Raw genomic sequence first — 15,903 nt, 5'->3', positions numbered from 1 at the left:
CAAACAGGACAGTTTCATCGCGGGTGTGTCAGAAGGGCAGCCATTCGCGCTCGCGGCTGTAGTTCAGGTAGCCCACCGAAGCGCCCAGCCGGATCCCGATGCCCGAGCGCATGGGCGCCAGCACGATGTCGCCCCGCTGCTGGTAGTTCACGCCGACACCGCCCACGAGATAGGCGCTGCCTTCCACGCCGGGGAAGCGCTGATAGATTGCGTCGGTATTCGGTAGGTCATAGACGAGGGTGAATACCTTCACCGCGTCGCCGCCGAAATCCCAGCCCGCGCTCGGTCCCTGCCAATAGACCTTGGACCGACCGCCCTGCTTCATCACGAGATCGCCCTGGCCGTAGCGCAGGCCGATGACGAAGGCGCCGCTGGCTTCCTCGCCCTTGATGAAGGCATTGGGCTGGCCATATTGCTCGAACACCCGGTGCACGGCCTTGGCCAGACCTTCCGATACGCCGCCGAAGAAATCGCCTGCCGCGTCAACGACTTCCTGCTCGCTATAGGTCTTTTGAGATTTGCTCTCGACCTTCGGGGCCTGATTGGCGTCGTTCGGTCCGGCCATGGCCGGCAATGAGACGGTCGTGGAGGCGGCTGCAACCAGTCCCGCCATGCAGACACCCTTCAACAAGGTGCGAACCTTGTGCGAGGTCTCGGGGGAACGTGTCGTGATGGCCATTCGGATTTCTCCCATTTTCTAAAGACGTCCGGCGAACCAGGGCGGTTCCCGCTCGGGAATCACTGTCTCTTTCAGGCACTCTAACGCAGGTTTTACAAAGTCGGCGCGACGGAGCGTCGGCTTTCTGCGCCTGATGTCGAGGATAGTGGGTAGCCGGGCCAAATGGTCGCGAGGTGAAGAAAGCTGGTCTTTTTCAAGGCAATTACGGAATTTCGGCCAGTTCGGGGCGGCGCCATGTGCGTTTCATAACGGCACAAATAATCATTGGCACGCGCGTTGCTCTACCAAGGGCAACGGTTTCCCGCCTGGGCCCTTCTGTATTGCGTACTGGCCTGGCGGGGCCGGCGCGAGCCTCCGGCGGTCGGGGGGCCAGTTCCGGGCTCGCGCCGGCCGCAATCTTTCCGTCGAATTGGGGCAGCCTCGACAGCACCGCTCCGGACGAAAAGGGCCCGCCTCGGAAAACGAGGCGGGCCCTGATTTCGTGAGTATAGGGCAGCGGTCAGGCCTGGGCGCCTCTGGCGACGAAAAAGGGATTGTCGAGGCCGCGTTCGGTCTTGCCATAGAGAAGGGGGGTGCCGTCGAGCTGGGTGACGGAGCCGCCCGCGGCTGCCAGCACCGCATGGCCGGCCGCCGTGTCCCATTCCATGGTCCGGCCGTGACGGGGATAGATATCGGCCTCGCCTGCCGCCACCAGGCAGAATTTCAGGGACGAGCCGGCCGCCAGAAATTCCTTTACCTTGTAGAGGCTCAGATATTCGTCCGTCTTCTGGTCGCGATGGGTGCGGCTGGCGACGACGATCATGCCTTCTTCGGAGGGGCGTCGCACCGAAATGCGCCTGGGATCGGCGGCGCCCTCGATCAGCCCTTCCGTATGGGGGGCGAGTTCCTGCTCATAGGCCTGGCCGGGGCCATAGCCGAGAAAAAGCCTGTTCTTGGCGGGCGCATAGACGACGCCCGCGACCGGTACGCGATCCTCGATGAGCGCTATATTGACCGTGAATTCGCCGTTCTTGTTCACGAATTCCTTGGTGCCGTCCAGCGGGTCCACCAGGAAGAAGCGGTGGGAAAATTCCGGGATGTGGCCGGCCGCGGCCTTTTCTTCCGACACGACCGGAATCTCGGGCACGATCTTCGCCAGCTCGTGCAGGATGATATCCTCCGCCTCCTGATCGGCGGCTGTGACCGGACTGTTGTCGTCCTTCTGCTTCACCTCGAAGTCGGTGGCGTAGTGGCGCATGATGGCGGCGCCCGCGATCAGGGCGATACGACGCAATTCCAGAGCGAGGGTTCCTCGGTCTGTTGCGGGAGCAGGGCTGGACGCGGTCACGAAGCGGAATCCTCCGGCTGGCTGTTCGAAGATGCCGGAGAACAGCACCGGACCGATGCAGGGTCAAGCGATGATAGCTCCGCGAAACGAAAGGGCGTCGGGCTGGTTTTGTATGCGTGGCGATGCTATCAGGTTTTGAAGGCTTGGAGCCGATCCGGCTCGACATCGATGAGACGGAACCGTTTTTCATGCAGGCGAATGCGTCCTGAAAAACGGTTCGGGGCTAAACGGGTATTCCACACTTCTCGCGGGGCAAAATGAGTGAAATGACCGAAGTGCCGGCGCTGGAACTGGCAGCGCTGATGTGCAGCCGGGTTTGTCATGACGTCATCAGCCCGGTAGGGGCCATCGTCAACGGGCTCGAAGTCCTGGCCGAGGACGATGATGAGGAGATGCGCGACCACGCGATCAAGCTCATCACCGACAGCGCCGCGCAGGCTTCCGCCAAGCTGCAATTCGCGCGTCTGGCTTTCGGGGCGGCGGGTTCCGCTGGCGCCGAGATCGATCTGGCCGATGCGCGCGCCGTGATCGAGGCGATGACGGCCGGCGAACGCGTCAGGATCGCGTGGGAAGCGCCGGCGGCCAATATGGGCAAGGACTATGTGAAGCTGTTGCTCAACATGGTGCTGATCGGCATGGCCGCGGTACCGCGCGGGGGCGAGGTGGTCGTGAAGGTCGAAGGCGAGATTTCGGCGCCGACCATTCTGGTGCGCTCGAGCGGGAAGACGGCCCGCATCCCCGACGAGACCTCCCGTTTCCTGCACGGTCCCGACACGGAGCGCTTTCTCGACGCCCGCGCCGCGCAGCCCTATTTCACCGGGGCGGTGGCCCGTTCGCTTGGCCTCGATATCGAGGCGCGTATGGAAGGCGAGGATTTCGCGATCGAGGCGAAGCCCGGGGGCTGATCCCCGTTATTTCCGCAAAGCCGGGACGATAGAAAAGGGCGCCTCCCTTAAGGAGACGCCCTTTCTTACTCAAACCTGCGTGACGGGAGATCTCCCCCGGTCTCCCATCAGGCGCTTGCGGTCGCTTTGGCGGGAACGCTGTTCTCCGCCGGGTCCCGCAGCACATAGCCCCGTCCCCACACGGTCTCGATATAGTGGTCGCCGCCGGTAGAGGCCGCGAGCTTCTTGCGCAGCTTGCAGATGAAGACGTCTATGATCTTCAGCTCCGGCTCGTCCATGCCGCCATAGAGATGGTTCAGGAACATCTCCTTGGTGAGCGTGGTGCCCTTGCGCAGCGAAAGGAGTTCCAGCATCTGGTATTCCTTGCCGGTGAGGTGCACGCGATTGCCTTCCACCTCGACCGTCTTGGTGTCCAGATTGACGGTCAGCTTGCCCGTATTGATGACCGACTGCGAATGACCCTTGGAGCGGCGCACCACGGCGTGAATCCGCGCGATCAGCTCGTCCTTGTGGAACGGCTTGGTCATGTAGTCGTCGGCGCCGAAGCCCAGGCCGCGAACCTTGTTTTCGATCCCGGCGAGGCCGGAAAGGATCAGGATCGGGGTGGTGATCTTGCCGACGCGAAGCTGCTTCAGGACCTCGTAACCGCTCATATCGGGCAGGTTCAGGTCGAGAAGAATAATGTCGTAGTCATAGAGTTTGCCGAGATCGACGCCCTCTTCCCCCAGATCGGTCGTATACACATTGAAGCCGTCAGACTTCAGCATCAACTCAATGCTCTGCGCTGTCGCGCTATCGTCTTCTATGAGCAGAACTCGCATGAGTGCCCCCTTTGAGACAAGGCCGGCCATCCACCCGGCACCATCGGCCCAGTTAATCGATGTTAGGGAAGGTAAGTCGATTTGGTTAATAAAGGTTAATCGCGAGCAAAAAAATTCTGCAAATTTTATCTAGTTGGGCCTCTGGCCACCGAAAAACCGTGATTATGCCTTGGGTTTGCCATGAACCGTGAGGTTATGGAACATGGATTTTCAGTTTGGCTCACATCGGGCTTTTTCAAGGTTTACGCCGTCTTAAAGTCTTGCAGTCGATAATGCGCTCCAAACCGGCCGGAGGGGCTTTCCGCCTCGTCGGCAGCTCTCTGCAGGAGCAGGCAAGGTGCGGGCACTGACGGCTGAAATCTCAACGATCCCCGGTATCCGGCATTATGGCCGGGTGGCGAGTATTCAGGGCCTCATGGTGGAGGTGGCCGGGCCGCTGCATGCTATGGGCGTCGGCAGCCGCCTCGGCGTTGCCACGCGCTCGGGCGAGGAGGTCGTCTGCGAGGTGGTGGGCTTTCGCGACGATCATGCGCTTTGCCTTCCCTTTGGCCCCCTGACGGGGATCGGCGTCGGCTGCAAGGCGGAGCTGTGTGCCGAGGAACCGCATGTCTATCCCTCCAGCGCCTGGCTTGGCCGCGTCGTCAATGCCATGGGCGAGCCGATCGACGGCAAGGGACCCATCGCCCAGGGGGCGGAACCGTGCCCGCTCCGTAACGCGCCGCCGCCGGCCCATCTGCGCCAGCGTGTGCGGGGCAAGGTCGATCTCGGCGTGAAGGCGCTCAATACCTTCACCACATGCTGCCGCGGGCAGCGCATGGGGATTTTCGCAGGTTCGGGCGTCGGCAAATCGGTGCTGATGTCGATGCTGGCGCGCAATACCGATTGCGACGTCTCCGTTATCGGCCTCATCGGCGAGCGCGGCCGCGAAGTGCAGGAATTCATCGAGGACGATCTGGGACCGGAAGGCCTTGCGCGATCCGTCGTGGTCGTTGCGACCTCCGACGAGCCGGCGCTGATGCGCCGCCAGGCGGCGCTCATGACGCTGACGCTGGCGGAGTATTTTCGCGACCGGGATCAGGACGTGCTCTGCATGATGGACAGCGTGACCCGTTTCGCCATCGCGCAGCGCGAAATCGGGCTTGCGACCGGCGAGCCGCCGACCAGCAAGGGCTATACGCCGACCGTGTTCGCGGAACTGCCGAAACTTCTGGAGCGCGCGGGACCCGGGACGGGCAAGGGGTCGATCACGGGCCTTTTCACCGTGCTGGTGGATGGCGACGACCATAATGAGCCGGTGGCCGATGCGGTGCGTTCCATTCTCGACGGGCATATCGTGATGGAGCGCTCGATTGCCGAGCGCGGCCGCTATCCGGCGGTCAATGTGCTGAAATCCGTGTCGCGCACCATGCCGGGCTGCAACAGCGAGGAGGAGAATGTCCTCATTCGCCGCGCCCGTAACCTGCTTGCCACATATGACGACATGGAAGAGCTGATCCGGCTTGGCGCCTACCGGCCCGGGGCCGATCCGCAGGTGGACGAGGCCATACATTTCCAGCCGGCGCTCGATCAATTCCTGTCGCAGCGCAAGGACGAGGCCATGACGTTGGAGCAAGGCTATGGGCGTCTTGCGGAAATTCTTGCGGATCATCCGGCGGCGCCGGAGGAGGATGAGTAATGCGAAACCGCGAATCTCTGATCCGGCTCCACAAGTTTCAGGTCGATGAACGCCGCCGCAAGGTCGCGGAGATCGAACTCCTGCTCACCGAGTTCCGAAACAAGGAGCGCGAGCTGGAAGCGCAGGTGCTGGACGAACAGGAAAAAGCGGGTATTTCCGACGAGGCGCATTTCGCCTATCCGATGTTCGCCAAATCGGTGCAGAAGCGCCGGGCGAACATTCTGCAGTCGATTACCGATCTGGAAGTCCAGCTCGGCGCGGCCCAGGACGAACTGACCGCCGCCTTCCGCGAGCTCAAGAAGTATGAGCTCATGGAAGAAAGCCGCAAACGCAAGATCCAGAAGCAGACCCAGCGGATGGAGCAGGCGGAGCTCGACGAAATCGCGCTGCAGATCCACCGCCGCAGCTGAGGGATCCGCCTTTCGGCGGTGAATTTCCATCGGAAGCCAAGAGCGCTAGACTGTCCGCTTCACGAATAACGAGATGCGGACCCAACCTCATGCCTTCTTTCGATATCGTCTCGAAGACCGACCTCGCCGAATTCGACAATGCCGTTTCCAATGTGGAGCGCGAAATTTCGCAGCGCTACGATTTCAAGGGATCGCATTGTACGCTGGAGCGGAACGAGCACGAACTCACCATCAATGCCGATGACGATCTGAAGCTCAAGCAGATGCATGAAATCCTTCAGGGGCATCTGTCCAAGCGCGGAATCGAAACGGGCGTGCTCGACTACAAGACGCCGGAAAAGGCCGCGGGCCAGGCGGTCCGCCAGAAGGTTGTTATCCGCGAGGGGATCGACCGCGACCTGTCGAAAAAGATCGCCAAGGAGATCAAATCCTCAGGGGTCAAGGTGCAGGTTGCCATCCAGGGCGACGAGCTGCGTGTGACGGGCAAGAAGCGCGACGACCTTCAGGCCGCGATCCAGCATGTGAAGGGCCTGAAGCTCGAACAGCCGCTTCAATATGTGAATTTCCGCGACTGATCGTCTTTTGCGGACGTGAAAAGGCCCGGCATCGGGAGATGCCGGGCCTTTGTCGTTCCGTGGACGCGCCGCTCAGCGCTTGAAGAAGAGCCGGCGGACCAGATAGATCAGGCTGATGGCGATGAGATATCCGACGAACCGGATCGCCACGAGTTTCAGGACATCCGGGTTGAGATAGTCCGGCAGCGGGCTCGGCGCATCGGCCAGCACGCGACGGGCGATGTTGATCGCCTCATGGACCAGCGTGGCGCCGATCGCGAAAACGAAAATGCGCTTGTATTGCGTCATCAGGATCGCCGCGATGAGCGCGATGATGAGACCCTGAATGGAATTGACGTTGTCGAAGCCCTGTTGCGCCCAGGCCAGCGCGGTGTTCAGTACGTTCTGTACCGTATCCATGGAATACCCCCTCTTGATGCACTGCCGGGAAACCCCGCCCGGCGAACCGGGTGCCGCCGACGCCACCTGGCAGCGCGCACCTCTCTGACGGGGGCAAGCCTATCCAAAAATGGGACAGCGTCCAGCGCAAAGCTCGTCGCCGGACCGTCCGCATGCGTTGCAAAAACGTCATTGCGCCGGAAAACCGGGGCTTTCCGGCGCAACAGCGTTAATCATAACGCGGGTTAGATCGTGCCGACGGTCCGCAATTTGGCGCGGGGGTGGATTTCGCTCTGCGACATAACGAAGGTCTGCGGGCGAAATCTCTCCACGATGGAGCGTACATAGGGACGAATGCCGGGGCTTGTCAGCAGGACCGGAATCTCGCCGCCCTGCGCGGCATCCTCGAAGCTCGTGCGCATGTTCTGGATGAATTCCTGGAGAAGCGACGGCTGCATGGCGAGCTGCTTTTCCTCGCCCTGGCCGACAAGGGCGTCCGCGAAAGCCTGTTCCCAGTTTGCCGACAGGGTGATGAGCGGCAGGAAACCCTTGTCGTCCATATGGGCGGCGCAGATCTGCCGTCCGAGCCGGGCACGCACATGCTCGGTGATGAGCGTCAGGTTCTGCGTATGGCCGACCGCTTCGGCGATGCCTTCCAGGATCGCAGGCAGGTCGCGAATGGAAATGCGCTCGGTGAGCAGTGTCTGGAGCACACGCTGGATACCGGTGACGGTGATCTGGGACGGCACGAGATCGTCCACCAGCTTCTTGTGCTCTTTCGGCAGTTCGTCGATCAGCTTCTGCACCTCGCCATAGGAGAGGAGGTCGGCCATGTTGTCCTTGATGATCTCGGTCAGATGCGTGGTCAGCACCGTGGGCGGATCGACAACCGTGTAGCCGCGGAAGGAGGCTTCCTCGCGCAGGCCCTCGTCCACCCAGGTCGCGGGCAGGCCGAACGCGGGCTCGGTCGTGTGGAGGCCGGGTAGCTGGATCTGACTGCCCTGCGGGTCCATGACGAGAAGCTGGCCGGCATAGACTTCGCCGCTGCCGGCTTCGACTTCCTTCACACGGAAGACGTAGTCGTTCGAGCCGAGCTGCACGTCGTCGAGAATACGGACCGAGGGCATGACGAAGCCCATATCCTGTGCGATCTGGCGGCGCAGCGCCTTGATCTGGTCGGTAAGTTTGCGGCTGTCCTTGCCGTTGATGAGGGGCAGCAGCGCATAGCCGATTTCGAGACGCAGCTCGTCCATGCGGAGCGCGGAGGTGATCGGCTCTTCGGGGACGGGCTTGTTTTCCTCTTCCTGCTGGGCGGCGAGTTCCTCGGCGGCGGCCGTTTCCTTTCGCGTTTTGGCGAGATACCAGGCCAGTCCGCCGGATGCGCCGGCAAGCAGCAGGAAGGGGAAGGTCGGCATGCCGGGCAGGATCGACATGGTCGCCATCACGAAGGAGGACATGCCAAGCGCTTGCGGATAGCCGGAAAGCTGGTCGAACAGCGCCTCGTCCGCTGCGCCCTCGACACCCGCCTTGGAGACGAGAAGGCCCGCGGCCGTGGAGACGATGAGTGCCGGGATCTGGCTGACGAGGCCGTCGCCGACCGTCAGCAATGTATAGGTATGGGCGGCTTCGCCCATGGTCAGGTCGTTCTGTGCGACGCCGACGATGATGCCGCCGACCACATTGATGAAGGTGATGAGCAGGCCGGCCACGGCATCGCCGCGAACGAATTTCGAGGCGCCGTCCATGGCGCCGAAGAAGGAGCTTTCGTTTTCGAGATCGGTGCGGCGGCGGCGCGCTTCCTTTTCGTCGATCAGTCCGGCGGACAGGTCGGCGTCGATCGCCATCTGCTTGCCCGGCATCGCATCCAGGGTGAAGCGGGCGGCCACTTCCGCGATGCGGCCCGAGCCCTTGGTGATGACGACGAAGTTCACGATGACGAGGATCGAGAAGACGATCACGCCGATCACGAAATTGCCCTGCATCACGAAACTGCCGAAGGCCTGAATGACATGGCCGGCGGCCGAGGTGCCTTCATGGCCATGGCCGAGAATGAGCCGCGTGGAGGCGAGGTTGAGCGCGAGCCGCAGCATGGTCGCGATCAGGAGAACGGTCGGAAAGGCGCTGAATTCCAGCGGCTTCTGGATGAAAAGCGCCGTCATCATCACCAGCACGGAGAAGGTGATGGAGATGGCGAGCGAGAAATCCAGCAGGAAAGCCGGCATCGGCAGGATGAGCACGACGATAATGGTCATCACGCCCAGGGCGAGCGCGAGGTCGCCGCGCTTGGCCATGGCCGTCATGATGCCCATCGGCGTTATGCCGCGCAGGTTGAAGGCCGCTCCCAGCCCGCCTCCCGTTTTCGCCTCGGCCGCACTCGCTTCGCTCATTGCCGGTCTTTCTTCAGAAAGGGGTTTCGTAAATCAGGACTGGATATCCCGGCCGGCCGTATCAGCCGGCATGGGCGCGGAGTTCGCCGGGCTGGGGCACGTGAACGCCTTGCTCGGAATATTCCTTGAGCTTGTTGCGCAGGGTGCGGATGGAAATGCCGAGAATATTCGCGGCATGGGTCCGGTTGCCCAGGCAATGGTCGAGCGTGTCGAGAATGAGGTTCTGTTCCACTTCGGCGACCGTCTTGCCGACGAAGGAGCGTGCCGTTGCGTCCGCCACTTCGGCGGCGCGCTGGGCGACTTCCTGTTGCGGGCTGGCGTCGAGGCGCGAGCCGTCCGGCAGGCGAATGGCGTCGATGCCGATCTCGTCGTCGGTGGCGAGAAGCACGGCCCGGTGCATGGTGTTTTCCAGCTCGCGCACATTGCCCGACCAGTGGTGGCGGGTGAGGAAGCTTTCGGCTTCCGCGCTGAAGGGGCGCTCGGCAACGCCATTGGCCCGGGCGAAATGTGCGATGAAGTGCTGCGACAGCGCCAGAATGTCGGCCGGGCGCTCGCGCAGCGGCGGGAGCTGGAGGTTTACGACATTCAGACGATAGAAGAGGTCTTCGCGGAAATTGCCGTTGCGCGCTTCCGCGGCGAGATCGCGGTTCGATGTCGCAACGATACGGATATTCACCTTGACCGGCGTCTTGCCGCCGACGCGGTCGATTTCGCGTTCCTGGATCGCACGCAGGAGCTTGGCCTGCAGGCGGACATCCATTTCCGAGATTTCGTCGAGCAGCAGCGTGCCGCCGTCGGCTTCCTCGAATTTACCGATCCGGCGGGCCACCGCGCCGGTGAAGGCGCCTTTTTCGTGGCCGAAGAGTTCCGATTCCAGAAGGTTTTCCGGTATGGCCGCGCAGTTAACGGAGATGAAGGGCTTGTCCTTGCGGCTCGAGTGGGCATGGATGTAGCGCGCCATCACTTCCTTGCCGGTTCCGCTTTCGCCCGTGATCAGGATGCTGGCATCCGAGCCCGCCACCTGGTCGGCAAGCTTCACCACCCGGCCCATGCGTTCATCCTTGTAGATGAGCGCGTGCCCGTCATCGGACACGGCGGCCAGCACGGCGGCGATGAGATCGGCGTCGGGCGGCAGAGGGATGTATTCCTTGGCGCCGGCGCGGATGGCACTCACCGCGGCGCGCGCATCGTTCTCGATGCCGCAGGCGACGACCGGCACGCAGATATGTTCTTCGGCGAGCCGTGCGATGAGATTTTCGATATCGAGTTTGACGTCGACCATGACGAGGTCGGCGCCACGGCCGGCGCGTAGCGTTTCGAGCGCCTGGTCGATCGTATCGGTATGCGTCACCTTGGCGCCCTTCGACATGGCGATCTTGGTCGCTGTCGAGAGCTGGCCGTTGAGGGTTCCTGCAATCAGAAGGCGCATCTTGATGTACTCCGGCGTTCCAGAAATCTTGTGTTTGCGGTCAGTTCATGCGGCCGTCAGGCGAGGCCGCCCTTGATGATCTCGGTCATGGTGACGCCCAGCCGGTCCTCGACGAGGACGACCTCGCCGCGCGCGACGAGGCGATCGTTGACATAGATGTCGATGGCTTCGCCGACCTTGCGGTCGAGTTCGACCACCGAGCCGCGGTCCAGCTTCAGCAATTTCGAAACCTCGATATCCGTCTTGCCGAGCACGGCGGAGACGTTGACCGGCACGTCGAAGACGGCCTCGAGGTCGTGGGCCGTGCGGTGTTCCGGCGCGCCGTCCTCTTCCTCTTTGCCGGGCGCGACAGCGGGAAGCTCGTCGGCATGGGTGAGGTCGGGGAGGGACATTTCATCATCCTGGTCGGCCATGGTTTTCTCTCCTCAAAAATCTCGTCAGGCGCCCGGGGCATCGCCATGCGGCGTGCTTCGGGGCGTGTCATCGGGTGCGTCCGGCTCGGGCATTTCGAGCGCATTCGGTTCGGCGGGTGCCGGGGCGATCGTTTCGATGTAGCGGGCAACGGTCGTGTCGATACGGGCGAGCATCGCGTCGTAGTCGCGGGTGACGCCGCCATCGGCCCATTCGACCGTACAGTTGCCTTCCGCCATGCCGGGTTCGCCCAGCAGAATGATGCGTCCGCTCATGCCGCGTTCCATTGCCATGCGGTCGACGGTTTCCTTCAACCGATCCACCATGGAAGGCGCGACACGGAGCAGAATGTGCGGTTCGCGGTTGAGGTGCGACAAGCATTCGCGCAGCACCGCCTCGATTTCGGTTTCCGGGCGGGCGGCGATGGACGCGCCGGCGAGGCGTTTTGCCGTTTCGTGAGCAAGATTGACGGCCTCGGCCTCAAGGCCGGCGGTCTTCGCTTCAAGGGCAGACAGGAGCGACGCAGCACTTGCGGCGAGATTTTGCAGCGTGGCCGCGATCTCTCCGTCGGTACGGGCGGCGGCTTCCTTCTCGCCATCGGCATGGCCTTGCGCGTATCCTTCCGCGCGCGCGGCGGCGATATCCGCCTCGCCATAGGAGGGCAGGGGCGCTTCCGCCGGGGCGGCCTCGGCAGGCTGGCGAACGTCGGCCGGAGCCTCGCCGAATTGCCTGTCGAAGGTGAATTTGACCGCTTGTTTCATTTGCGCGTGCTGCTCTGTGCGTGTTTCCGGTTTGCCGATCAGTAGATCAGCTCGTTTTCTTCGCTGTCGGTGGCCAGCATGATTTCGCCCTTGCTGGCGAGGTCCTTGGCGATGTTGACCATGGTGGTCTGCGCTTCATCGACATCCTTGAGGCGGACGGGCCCCATCAGGTTCATGTCTTCGCGCAGGATCTTGGCGGCACGCTCGGACATGTTGGCGAAGAAGAGATCGCGCAGCGTGTCGGACGAGCCCTTGAGCGCGATGCCGAGCTTGTTCTTGTCCACGGCGCGAAGGAGCGTCTGAATGCCGCCCGGATCGAGCTTGCCGAGGTCCTCGAAGGTGAACATCAGCGCCTTGATCTTTTCGGCGCTGGGCGCGGCGCGCTCTTCGAGCATGGCCAGGAATCGGGTTTCGGTCTGACGGTCGAAATTGTTGAAGATCTCGGCCATCAGCTCATGCGAGTCGCGGCGATTGGTGCGCGACAGGTTCGACATGAACTCCGAACGCAGCGTCTTTTCGACCTTGTCGAGAATTTCCTTCTGCACCGATTCCATGCGCAGCATGCGGGTCACGACTTCGAGCGCGAAGTCTTCCGGCAGGCAGGTCAGCACGCGCGCGGCATGCTCGGTGCGGATTTTCGAGAGGACGACGGCGACGGTTTGCGGGTATTCGTTCTTCAGGTAGCTGGCGAGCACAGTCTCATGCACATTGCCGAGCTTCTCCCACATGGTCCGCCCGGCCGGACCGCGGATTTCGTCCATGACGTTGGTGACGCGATCTTCCGGCAGGAATTTCAGCAACAGGCGTTCGGTCGATTCATACGAGCCCACCAGCGCGCCCGTGCCGGAAATCTTGGAAGCGAATTCGACAAGCAGTTTCTCGACATTGGTGGCCTGGATCGTGCCCAGCGTAGCCATGGTCGTGGAGAGTTCGCGAATTTCATCGTCGTCGAACATCTCCCACAATGAGGCTGCGTCTTCAGCGCCCAGGGCAAGCATGAAGATCGCCGCCTTCTGGGGGCCGGTCAGCTGCTTGTCTTCCTTTATCTTTGCGACGGTCGTGGCCATTCAGCCTACTCCTCAAGCGGGTTCGTGCAGCCAGGTGCGCAGGATCGAGAGCGATTCATCGGGGTGGCTGTTCACCAGCTCGCCGATCTTGCGCACGGAGGATTGCTTGACCTTGCCCGCGACCTGGGCAATGTCGATCATCATGTCTTCGGTCAGGTGTTCGCTGCTCTCGAGCGCGGCGCTCGCGTCTTCGTCGTCCGGGCCCGCAATGGCGGCGACCGGCGCTTCCGTGCCGTCGGCCAGCGCAAGCTGTGCGTCGGCGGAGGAGGGTGCGGCCTTCACAAATCCCAGGCGCGCGATCAGCGGACGCAGTACGAAGAACATGGCGACCAGGGCCAGCAATGCGATCATTGCCATCTCGCCGATACGCATGAAGTCGCCTTTGCCCAGTCCCAGCATGCCGCTTTCGGGTGCCGCCTCGGTGGTGGACGCGGTGCCGGACGTTTCCGGTGCAGCGAATTGCAGGTTCACGACCTCGACCTTGTCGCCGCGCTTCTCGTCGAAGCCGATGGCGGATTTCACCAGCGCGGCGATTTTCGTCAGCTCTTCCTGGGAACGCGGCTGATAGGTCTTCGAGCCGTCGGCGGCGGTCGTATAGATGCCGTCGACCAGGACGGCGACGGAGACGCGCTCCACGCGACCGGGCTCTTTCGTTTCGGTGCGTTGGGTCCGTGAAATCTCGTAATTGACGGTTTCCTCGGTGCGGTTCGCGGCGTCGCGCGAGGTGGTGCCGTTGCCGGCACCCGCCTGGTTGGCGTTCGGCAGGTTGTTGCCCACTGTGACGCCGTCATTCTGCTTGCCGTTCTGGCTGGAGGAGCTGTCTTCCACCGTCTGGGTGGAGCGAATGACCTGGCCCTCGGGGTCGTAGAGGTCGGATGTCTTGACCACGCGCGTCATGTCCATCTGCGCGGCGACTTCCACACGGGCGCCGCCGGCGCCGACCACGCGGCCGACAATGTTTTCGACATGGCCGCGCAACCGGCGTTCATAGGCGATGCGGCGCTCTTCCGCAGTGGCGGTGATCATGGCCTGCCCGTCATCGCCCATCCCGGTCGCGAGCAGGGCGCCGCGCTCATCGACGATGGAGACATGACCGGGTGTCAGACCTTCCACGGCGGAGGAAACCAGATACTGGATCGACTTCACCTGCTGGGAGGAGAGGGCGCGGGTCGCGAGTTTCAGGACGATGGAGGCGGTCGGATCGCGCTTGTCGCGGGAAAAGAGTTCGCGTTCCGGCAGCACGAGATGAACGCGCGCGCTGGAAATACCGTCGATCGAGGCGATGGTGCGCGCCAGCTCGCCTTCGAGCGCGCGCAGGTGATTGATGTTCTGAATGAAGCTGGTGGTACCGAGCGCGTCGGCATTGTCGAAGATTTCATAACCGACCGTGCCGCCCGCGGGCAGGCCCTTTTCGGCCAGTTGCATGCGCAGGCGAAGTACCTGGCTTTCCGGGACATAGATCTTCGTGCCGTCGCCCTTCAGCGTGTAGTCGACCTTCATCTGGTCGAGGGCTTCGACCATCTTGGAGGCGTCGGCGACATTGACGTCGGAAAAGAGAAGCGCTTTGGGTTCGCCGGAATAGTTGAGGGCAATCACGGCGAAGAAGCCGAGCAGAATTGCGCCTACCAAACCGAGGGCGGCAAGACGCGCCGGTCCCAGGGACTTCACGAGATTCTGGAGATTGCTCAAAACCCACCCCATTTGTCAGCATCCGGAACTCTTCCACAATTCTCGGGAAGCCCTCCTTCGCCAGACACAAGACGGACCGCAATTCCTTTGCGCCCTTCAGTCCGCACCCCCGAGTTGCCCAACTCGTTGCCCAGGCGCGGTCTGCCCTTGTCGGTAGGCAATTTTTACCGGGCGCCCTCTAAACAGATGCTTAACGCACACGGCAAAATTTGCCGGGCGGGGAACAAACGCACGAAAAAAGCGCCGGCGGATGATCGCCGGCGCTTCGCAGCAGCAAGTACGCTGTACGGAAAGCTTACTGCCTGTATTGCTGAATGCGGGTTGCGCGCAGGCCGGCGAGACCGTGTCGCTCGATGGAGCGCTGCCAGCTCAGAAATTCCTCGACCGTCAGCGTATAGCGCCGGCAGGCCTCGTCGAGACTGATGAGGCCGCCACGTACCGCCGCCACGACTTCGGCCTTGCGTCGAATGACCCAGCGCTTGGTGTCCGGGGGCGGCAGATCGGCGATCGTGAGCGGGCTCCCGTCGGGGCCGATCACGTAATTCACCTTGGTTGCGTGCTGTTCACTCATTGTCACCCGGATCTCCATGCTCGAAACGTGAACACAGAATAGCGACGCGGCTTTAAAAAACGCCTAAACCCGAGAGAGAAAAATCCTCAAAATCAAGGAGTTAGTTGTTTCAAGGCGGGACAGGATGCAAGTGAATTCTTAACTTCCGCTCGCTTCCGGCTCGGCAATGCCGGTGATCTCGGAATATCTGATCTGGGCGCCGTTGATCGTCAGCAGCGGATCGGTGGTGCTCATGTCGATCGCGGTGACGATGCCCTTGGTCCGCGTATCGGCCGCCACGGCATTGCCCTCGGAATCCTTGGCCGTCACTTTCAGGAAATAGGAGCCGTCCGGATAGGCAGAGCCGTCGCTTCCCGTGCCGTCCCATGCGAAGGTGTTGGACCCCTCCTCACCCTCCATATCCTCGCTATAGACGGTGGCACCTTCCGAGTTCACCACCGAAACGGTGGTGCTCGGCGCATCGGCGGCGAGATCGAAGGTCCAGTCCGCCTGGCCATTCTTCAGCAGCGACGCCGTGCCGGATCCTTCCACCTGCTTGCCGAGCAACGACACGGCGGTATTCGCATTCGCGATCGAGTTGGTGGTGATGAGGGTTTCCAGGTTCCTGTTGGTCTGGATCTGCTGTTCCACGCTCGACATCTGCACCAGTTGCTGGGTGAACTGGTTGCTGTCCATCGGATTGGTGGGGTCCTGGTTTTTCATCTGCGTGATCAGCATCTGCAGAAATGCGTCGAAATTCGCGTTAAGCGCCGCCGAGGCGGAACTCGACTGCGCATTGGTCGAGGACTGAAGCGAGCTGAGCGTTGCGATATCCATGG

At 62.2% G+C, this 15,903-nt stretch carries 16 protein-coding genes; 4 read left to right on the top strand and 12 right to left on the bottom strand.

Features of this window, described 5'->3' with window-relative positions; translation table 11 throughout:
* Positions 1-28: 28 nt before the first annotated feature.
* Together FHS78_RS03470 and cysQ are read right to left on the bottom strand one after the other, a co-directional pair.
* Positions 29-679 carry a DUF1134 domain-containing protein gene (locus FHS78_RS03470; protein ID WP_167090366.1) on the bottom strand — a complete coding sequence of 217 codons (651 nt, stop codon included), beginning with the start codon at positions 677-679 and terminating at the stop codon, positions 29-31.
* Between the two features lie 499 nt (positions 680-1,178).
* Positions 1,179-2,006 (bottom strand): 3'(2'),5'-bisphosphate nucleotidase CysQ, encoded by an 828-nt coding sequence (gene cysQ / locus FHS78_RS03465; RefSeq protein ID WP_343041920.1) that lies wholly within the window; start codon positions 2,004-2,006, stop codon positions 1,179-1,181.
* A 257-nt stretch (positions 2,007-2,263) separates the two neighbouring features.
* On the opposite strand from cysQ, the gene chpT reads away from it, so the two are divergent.
* Positions 2,264-2,911: a histidine phosphotransferase ChpT gene (gene chpT, locus FHS78_RS03460; RefSeq protein ID WP_167090364.1), complete on the top strand. Its 648-nt coding sequence runs from the start codon at positions 2,264-2,266 to the stop codon at positions 2,909-2,911.
* Positions 2,912-3,018: 107 nt separating this feature from the next.
* On the opposite strand, the gene ctrA is transcribed toward chpT, so the two are convergent.
* Entirely contained in the window at positions 3,019-3,732 is a 714-nt protein-coding gene (gene ctrA, locus FHS78_RS03455; protein ID WP_167090362.1) for a response regulator transcription factor CtrA, read from the bottom strand.
* Between the two features lie 337 nt (positions 3,733-4,069).
* Between ctrA and fliI the strand changes: the two genes are divergently transcribed.
* From fliI to FHS78_RS03440, 3 genes are all read left to right on the top strand, one after another.
* On the top strand, positions 4,070-5,407 hold the full coding sequence (gene fliI, locus FHS78_RS03450; RefSeq protein WP_167090360.1) for a flagellar protein export ATPase FliI: 1,338 nt from the start codon (positions 4,070-4,072) through the stop codon (positions 5,405-5,407).
* Positions 5,407-5,817: a flagellar export protein FliJ gene (gene fliJ / locus FHS78_RS03445; protein ID WP_167090358.1), complete on the top strand. Its 411-nt coding sequence runs from the start codon at positions 5,407-5,409 to the stop codon at positions 5,815-5,817. The genes fliI and fliJ overlap by 1 nt, the downstream gene beginning before the upstream one ends.
* 89 nt (positions 5,818-5,906) lie before the next feature.
* On the top strand, positions 5,907-6,392 hold the full coding sequence (locus FHS78_RS03440) for a YajQ family cyclic di-GMP-binding protein (RefSeq protein ID WP_167090356.1): 486 nt from the start codon (positions 5,907-5,909) through the stop codon (positions 6,390-6,392).
* A gap of 72 nt (positions 6,393-6,464) precedes the next feature.
* Here the strand turns inward: FHS78_RS03440 and FHS78_RS03435 are convergent, their stop codons facing one another.
* The 9 genes from FHS78_RS03435 to FHS78_RS03395 all read right to left on the bottom strand — a co-directional run bounded on the left by FHS78_RS03435 (position 6,465) and on the right by FHS78_RS03395 (position 15,901).
* Positions 6,465-6,791 carry a hypothetical protein gene (locus tag FHS78_RS03435; protein WP_167090354.1) on the bottom strand — a complete coding sequence of 109 codons (327 nt, stop codon included), beginning with the start codon at positions 6,789-6,791 and terminating at the stop codon, positions 6,465-6,467.
* A 224-nt stretch (positions 6,792-7,015) separates the two neighbouring features.
* Positions 7,016-9,157 (bottom strand): flagellar biosynthesis protein FlhA, encoded by a 2,142-nt coding sequence (gene flhA, locus FHS78_RS03430; protein WP_167090352.1) that lies wholly within the window; start codon positions 9,155-9,157, stop codon positions 7,016-7,018.
* A 61-nt stretch (positions 9,158-9,218) separates the two neighbouring features.
* Positions 9,219-10,586 carry a sigma-54-dependent transcriptional regulator FlbD gene (gene flbD, locus FHS78_RS03425; RefSeq protein ID WP_167090350.1) on the bottom strand — a complete coding sequence of 456 codons (1,368 nt, stop codon included), beginning with the start codon at positions 10,584-10,586 and terminating at the stop codon, positions 9,219-9,221.
* 56 nt (positions 10,587-10,642) lie between these two features.
* Positions 10,643-10,999 (bottom strand): flagellar motor switch protein FliN, encoded by a 357-nt coding sequence (gene fliN, locus FHS78_RS03420; RefSeq protein ID WP_167090348.1) that lies wholly within the window; start codon positions 10,997-10,999, stop codon positions 10,643-10,645.
* Between the two features lie 24 nt (positions 11,000-11,023).
* A complete protein-coding gene (locus tag FHS78_RS03415; protein WP_167090346.1) occupies positions 11,024-11,758 on the bottom strand; it encodes a FliH/SctL family protein in 735 nt (244 codons plus the stop codon).
* 38 nt (positions 11,759-11,796) lie between these two features.
* On the bottom strand, positions 11,797-12,825 hold the full coding sequence (gene fliG, locus FHS78_RS03410; RefSeq protein WP_167090344.1) for a flagellar motor switch protein FliG: 1,029 nt from the start codon (positions 12,823-12,825) through the stop codon (positions 11,797-11,799).
* A gap of 12 nt (positions 12,826-12,837) precedes the next feature.
* The gene (gene fliF / locus FHS78_RS03405; protein ID WP_205305176.1) at positions 12,838-14,514 is read right to left on the bottom strand and encodes a flagellar basal-body MS-ring/collar protein FliF; all 1,677 of its coding nucleotides are present in this window, start codon (positions 14,512-14,514) and stop codon (positions 12,838-12,840) included.
* Positions 14,515-14,809: 295 nt separating this feature from the next.
* A complete protein-coding gene (gene sciP / locus FHS78_RS03400) occupies positions 14,810-15,085 on the bottom strand; it encodes a CtrA inhibitor SciP (protein WP_167090340.1) in 276 nt (91 codons plus the stop codon).
* A 138-nt stretch (positions 15,086-15,223) separates the two neighbouring features.
* Positions 15,224-15,901 carry a flagellar hook assembly protein FlgD gene (locus FHS78_RS03395; protein WP_167090338.1) on the bottom strand — a complete coding sequence of 226 codons (678 nt, stop codon included), beginning with the start codon at positions 15,899-15,901 and terminating at the stop codon, positions 15,224-15,226.
* Positions 15,902-15,903 lie beyond the last annotated feature (2 nt).

Source organism: Parvibaculum indicum (assembly GCF_011762095.1).
GTDB lineage: Bacteria > Pseudomonadota > Alphaproteobacteria > Parvibaculales > Parvibaculaceae > Parvibaculum > Parvibaculum indicum.
Note: the sequence above shows the minus strand (reverse complement) of the source record. Positions and strands in the feature narration are given on the sequence as shown.

What these genes read in the sequence shown, in the direction of transcription:
- chpT (WP_167090364.1), top strand. Translation starts at nt 2,264, where the DNA reads ATGAGTGAAATGACCGAAGTGCCGGCGCTGGAACTGGCAGCGCTGATG.
- fliJ (WP_167090358.1), top strand. Translation starts at nt 5,407, where the DNA reads ATGCGAAACCGCGAATCTCTGATCCGGCTCCACAAGTTTCAGGTCGAT.
- sciP (WP_167090340.1), bottom strand. Translation starts at nt 15,085, where the DNA reads ATGAGTGAACAGCACGCAACCAAGGTGAATTACGTGATCGGCCCCGAC.
- FHS78_RS03470 (WP_167090366.1), bottom strand. Translation starts at nt 679, where the DNA reads ATGGCCATCACGACACGTTCCCCCGAGACCTCGCACAAGGTTCGCACC.
- FHS78_RS03395 (WP_167090338.1), bottom strand. Translation starts at nt 15,901, where the DNA reads ATGGATATCGCAACGCTCAGCTCGCTTCAGTCCTCGACCAATGCGCAG.
- FHS78_RS03415 (WP_167090346.1), bottom strand. Translation starts at nt 11,758, where the DNA reads ATGAAACAAGCGGTCAAATTCACCTTCGACAGGCAATTCGGCGAGGCT.
- FHS78_RS03435 (WP_167090354.1), bottom strand. Translation starts at nt 6,791, where the DNA reads ATGGATACGGTACAGAACGTACTGAACACCGCGCTGGCCTGGGCGCAA.
- flbD (WP_167090350.1), bottom strand. Translation starts at nt 10,586, where the DNA reads ATGCGCCTTCTGATTGCAGGAACCCTCAACGGCCAGCTCTCGACAGCG.
- ctrA (WP_167090362.1), bottom strand. Translation starts at nt 3,732, where the DNA reads ATGCGAGTTCTGCTCATAGAAGACGATAGCGCGACAGCGCAGAGCATT.
- FHS78_RS03440 (WP_167090356.1), top strand. Translation starts at nt 5,907, where the DNA reads ATGCCTTCTTTCGATATCGTCTCGAAGACCGACCTCGCCGAATTCGAC.
- fliN (WP_167090348.1), bottom strand. Translation starts at nt 10,999, where the DNA reads ATGGCCGACCAGGATGATGAAATGTCCCTCCCCGACCTCACCCATGCC.
- fliG (WP_167090344.1), bottom strand. Translation starts at nt 12,825, where the DNA reads ATGGCCACGACCGTCGCAAAGATAAAGGAAGACAAGCAGCTGACCGGC.
- flhA (WP_167090352.1), bottom strand. Translation starts at nt 9,157, where the DNA reads ATGAGCGAAGCGAGTGCGGCCGAGGCGAAAACGGGAGGCGGGCTGGGA.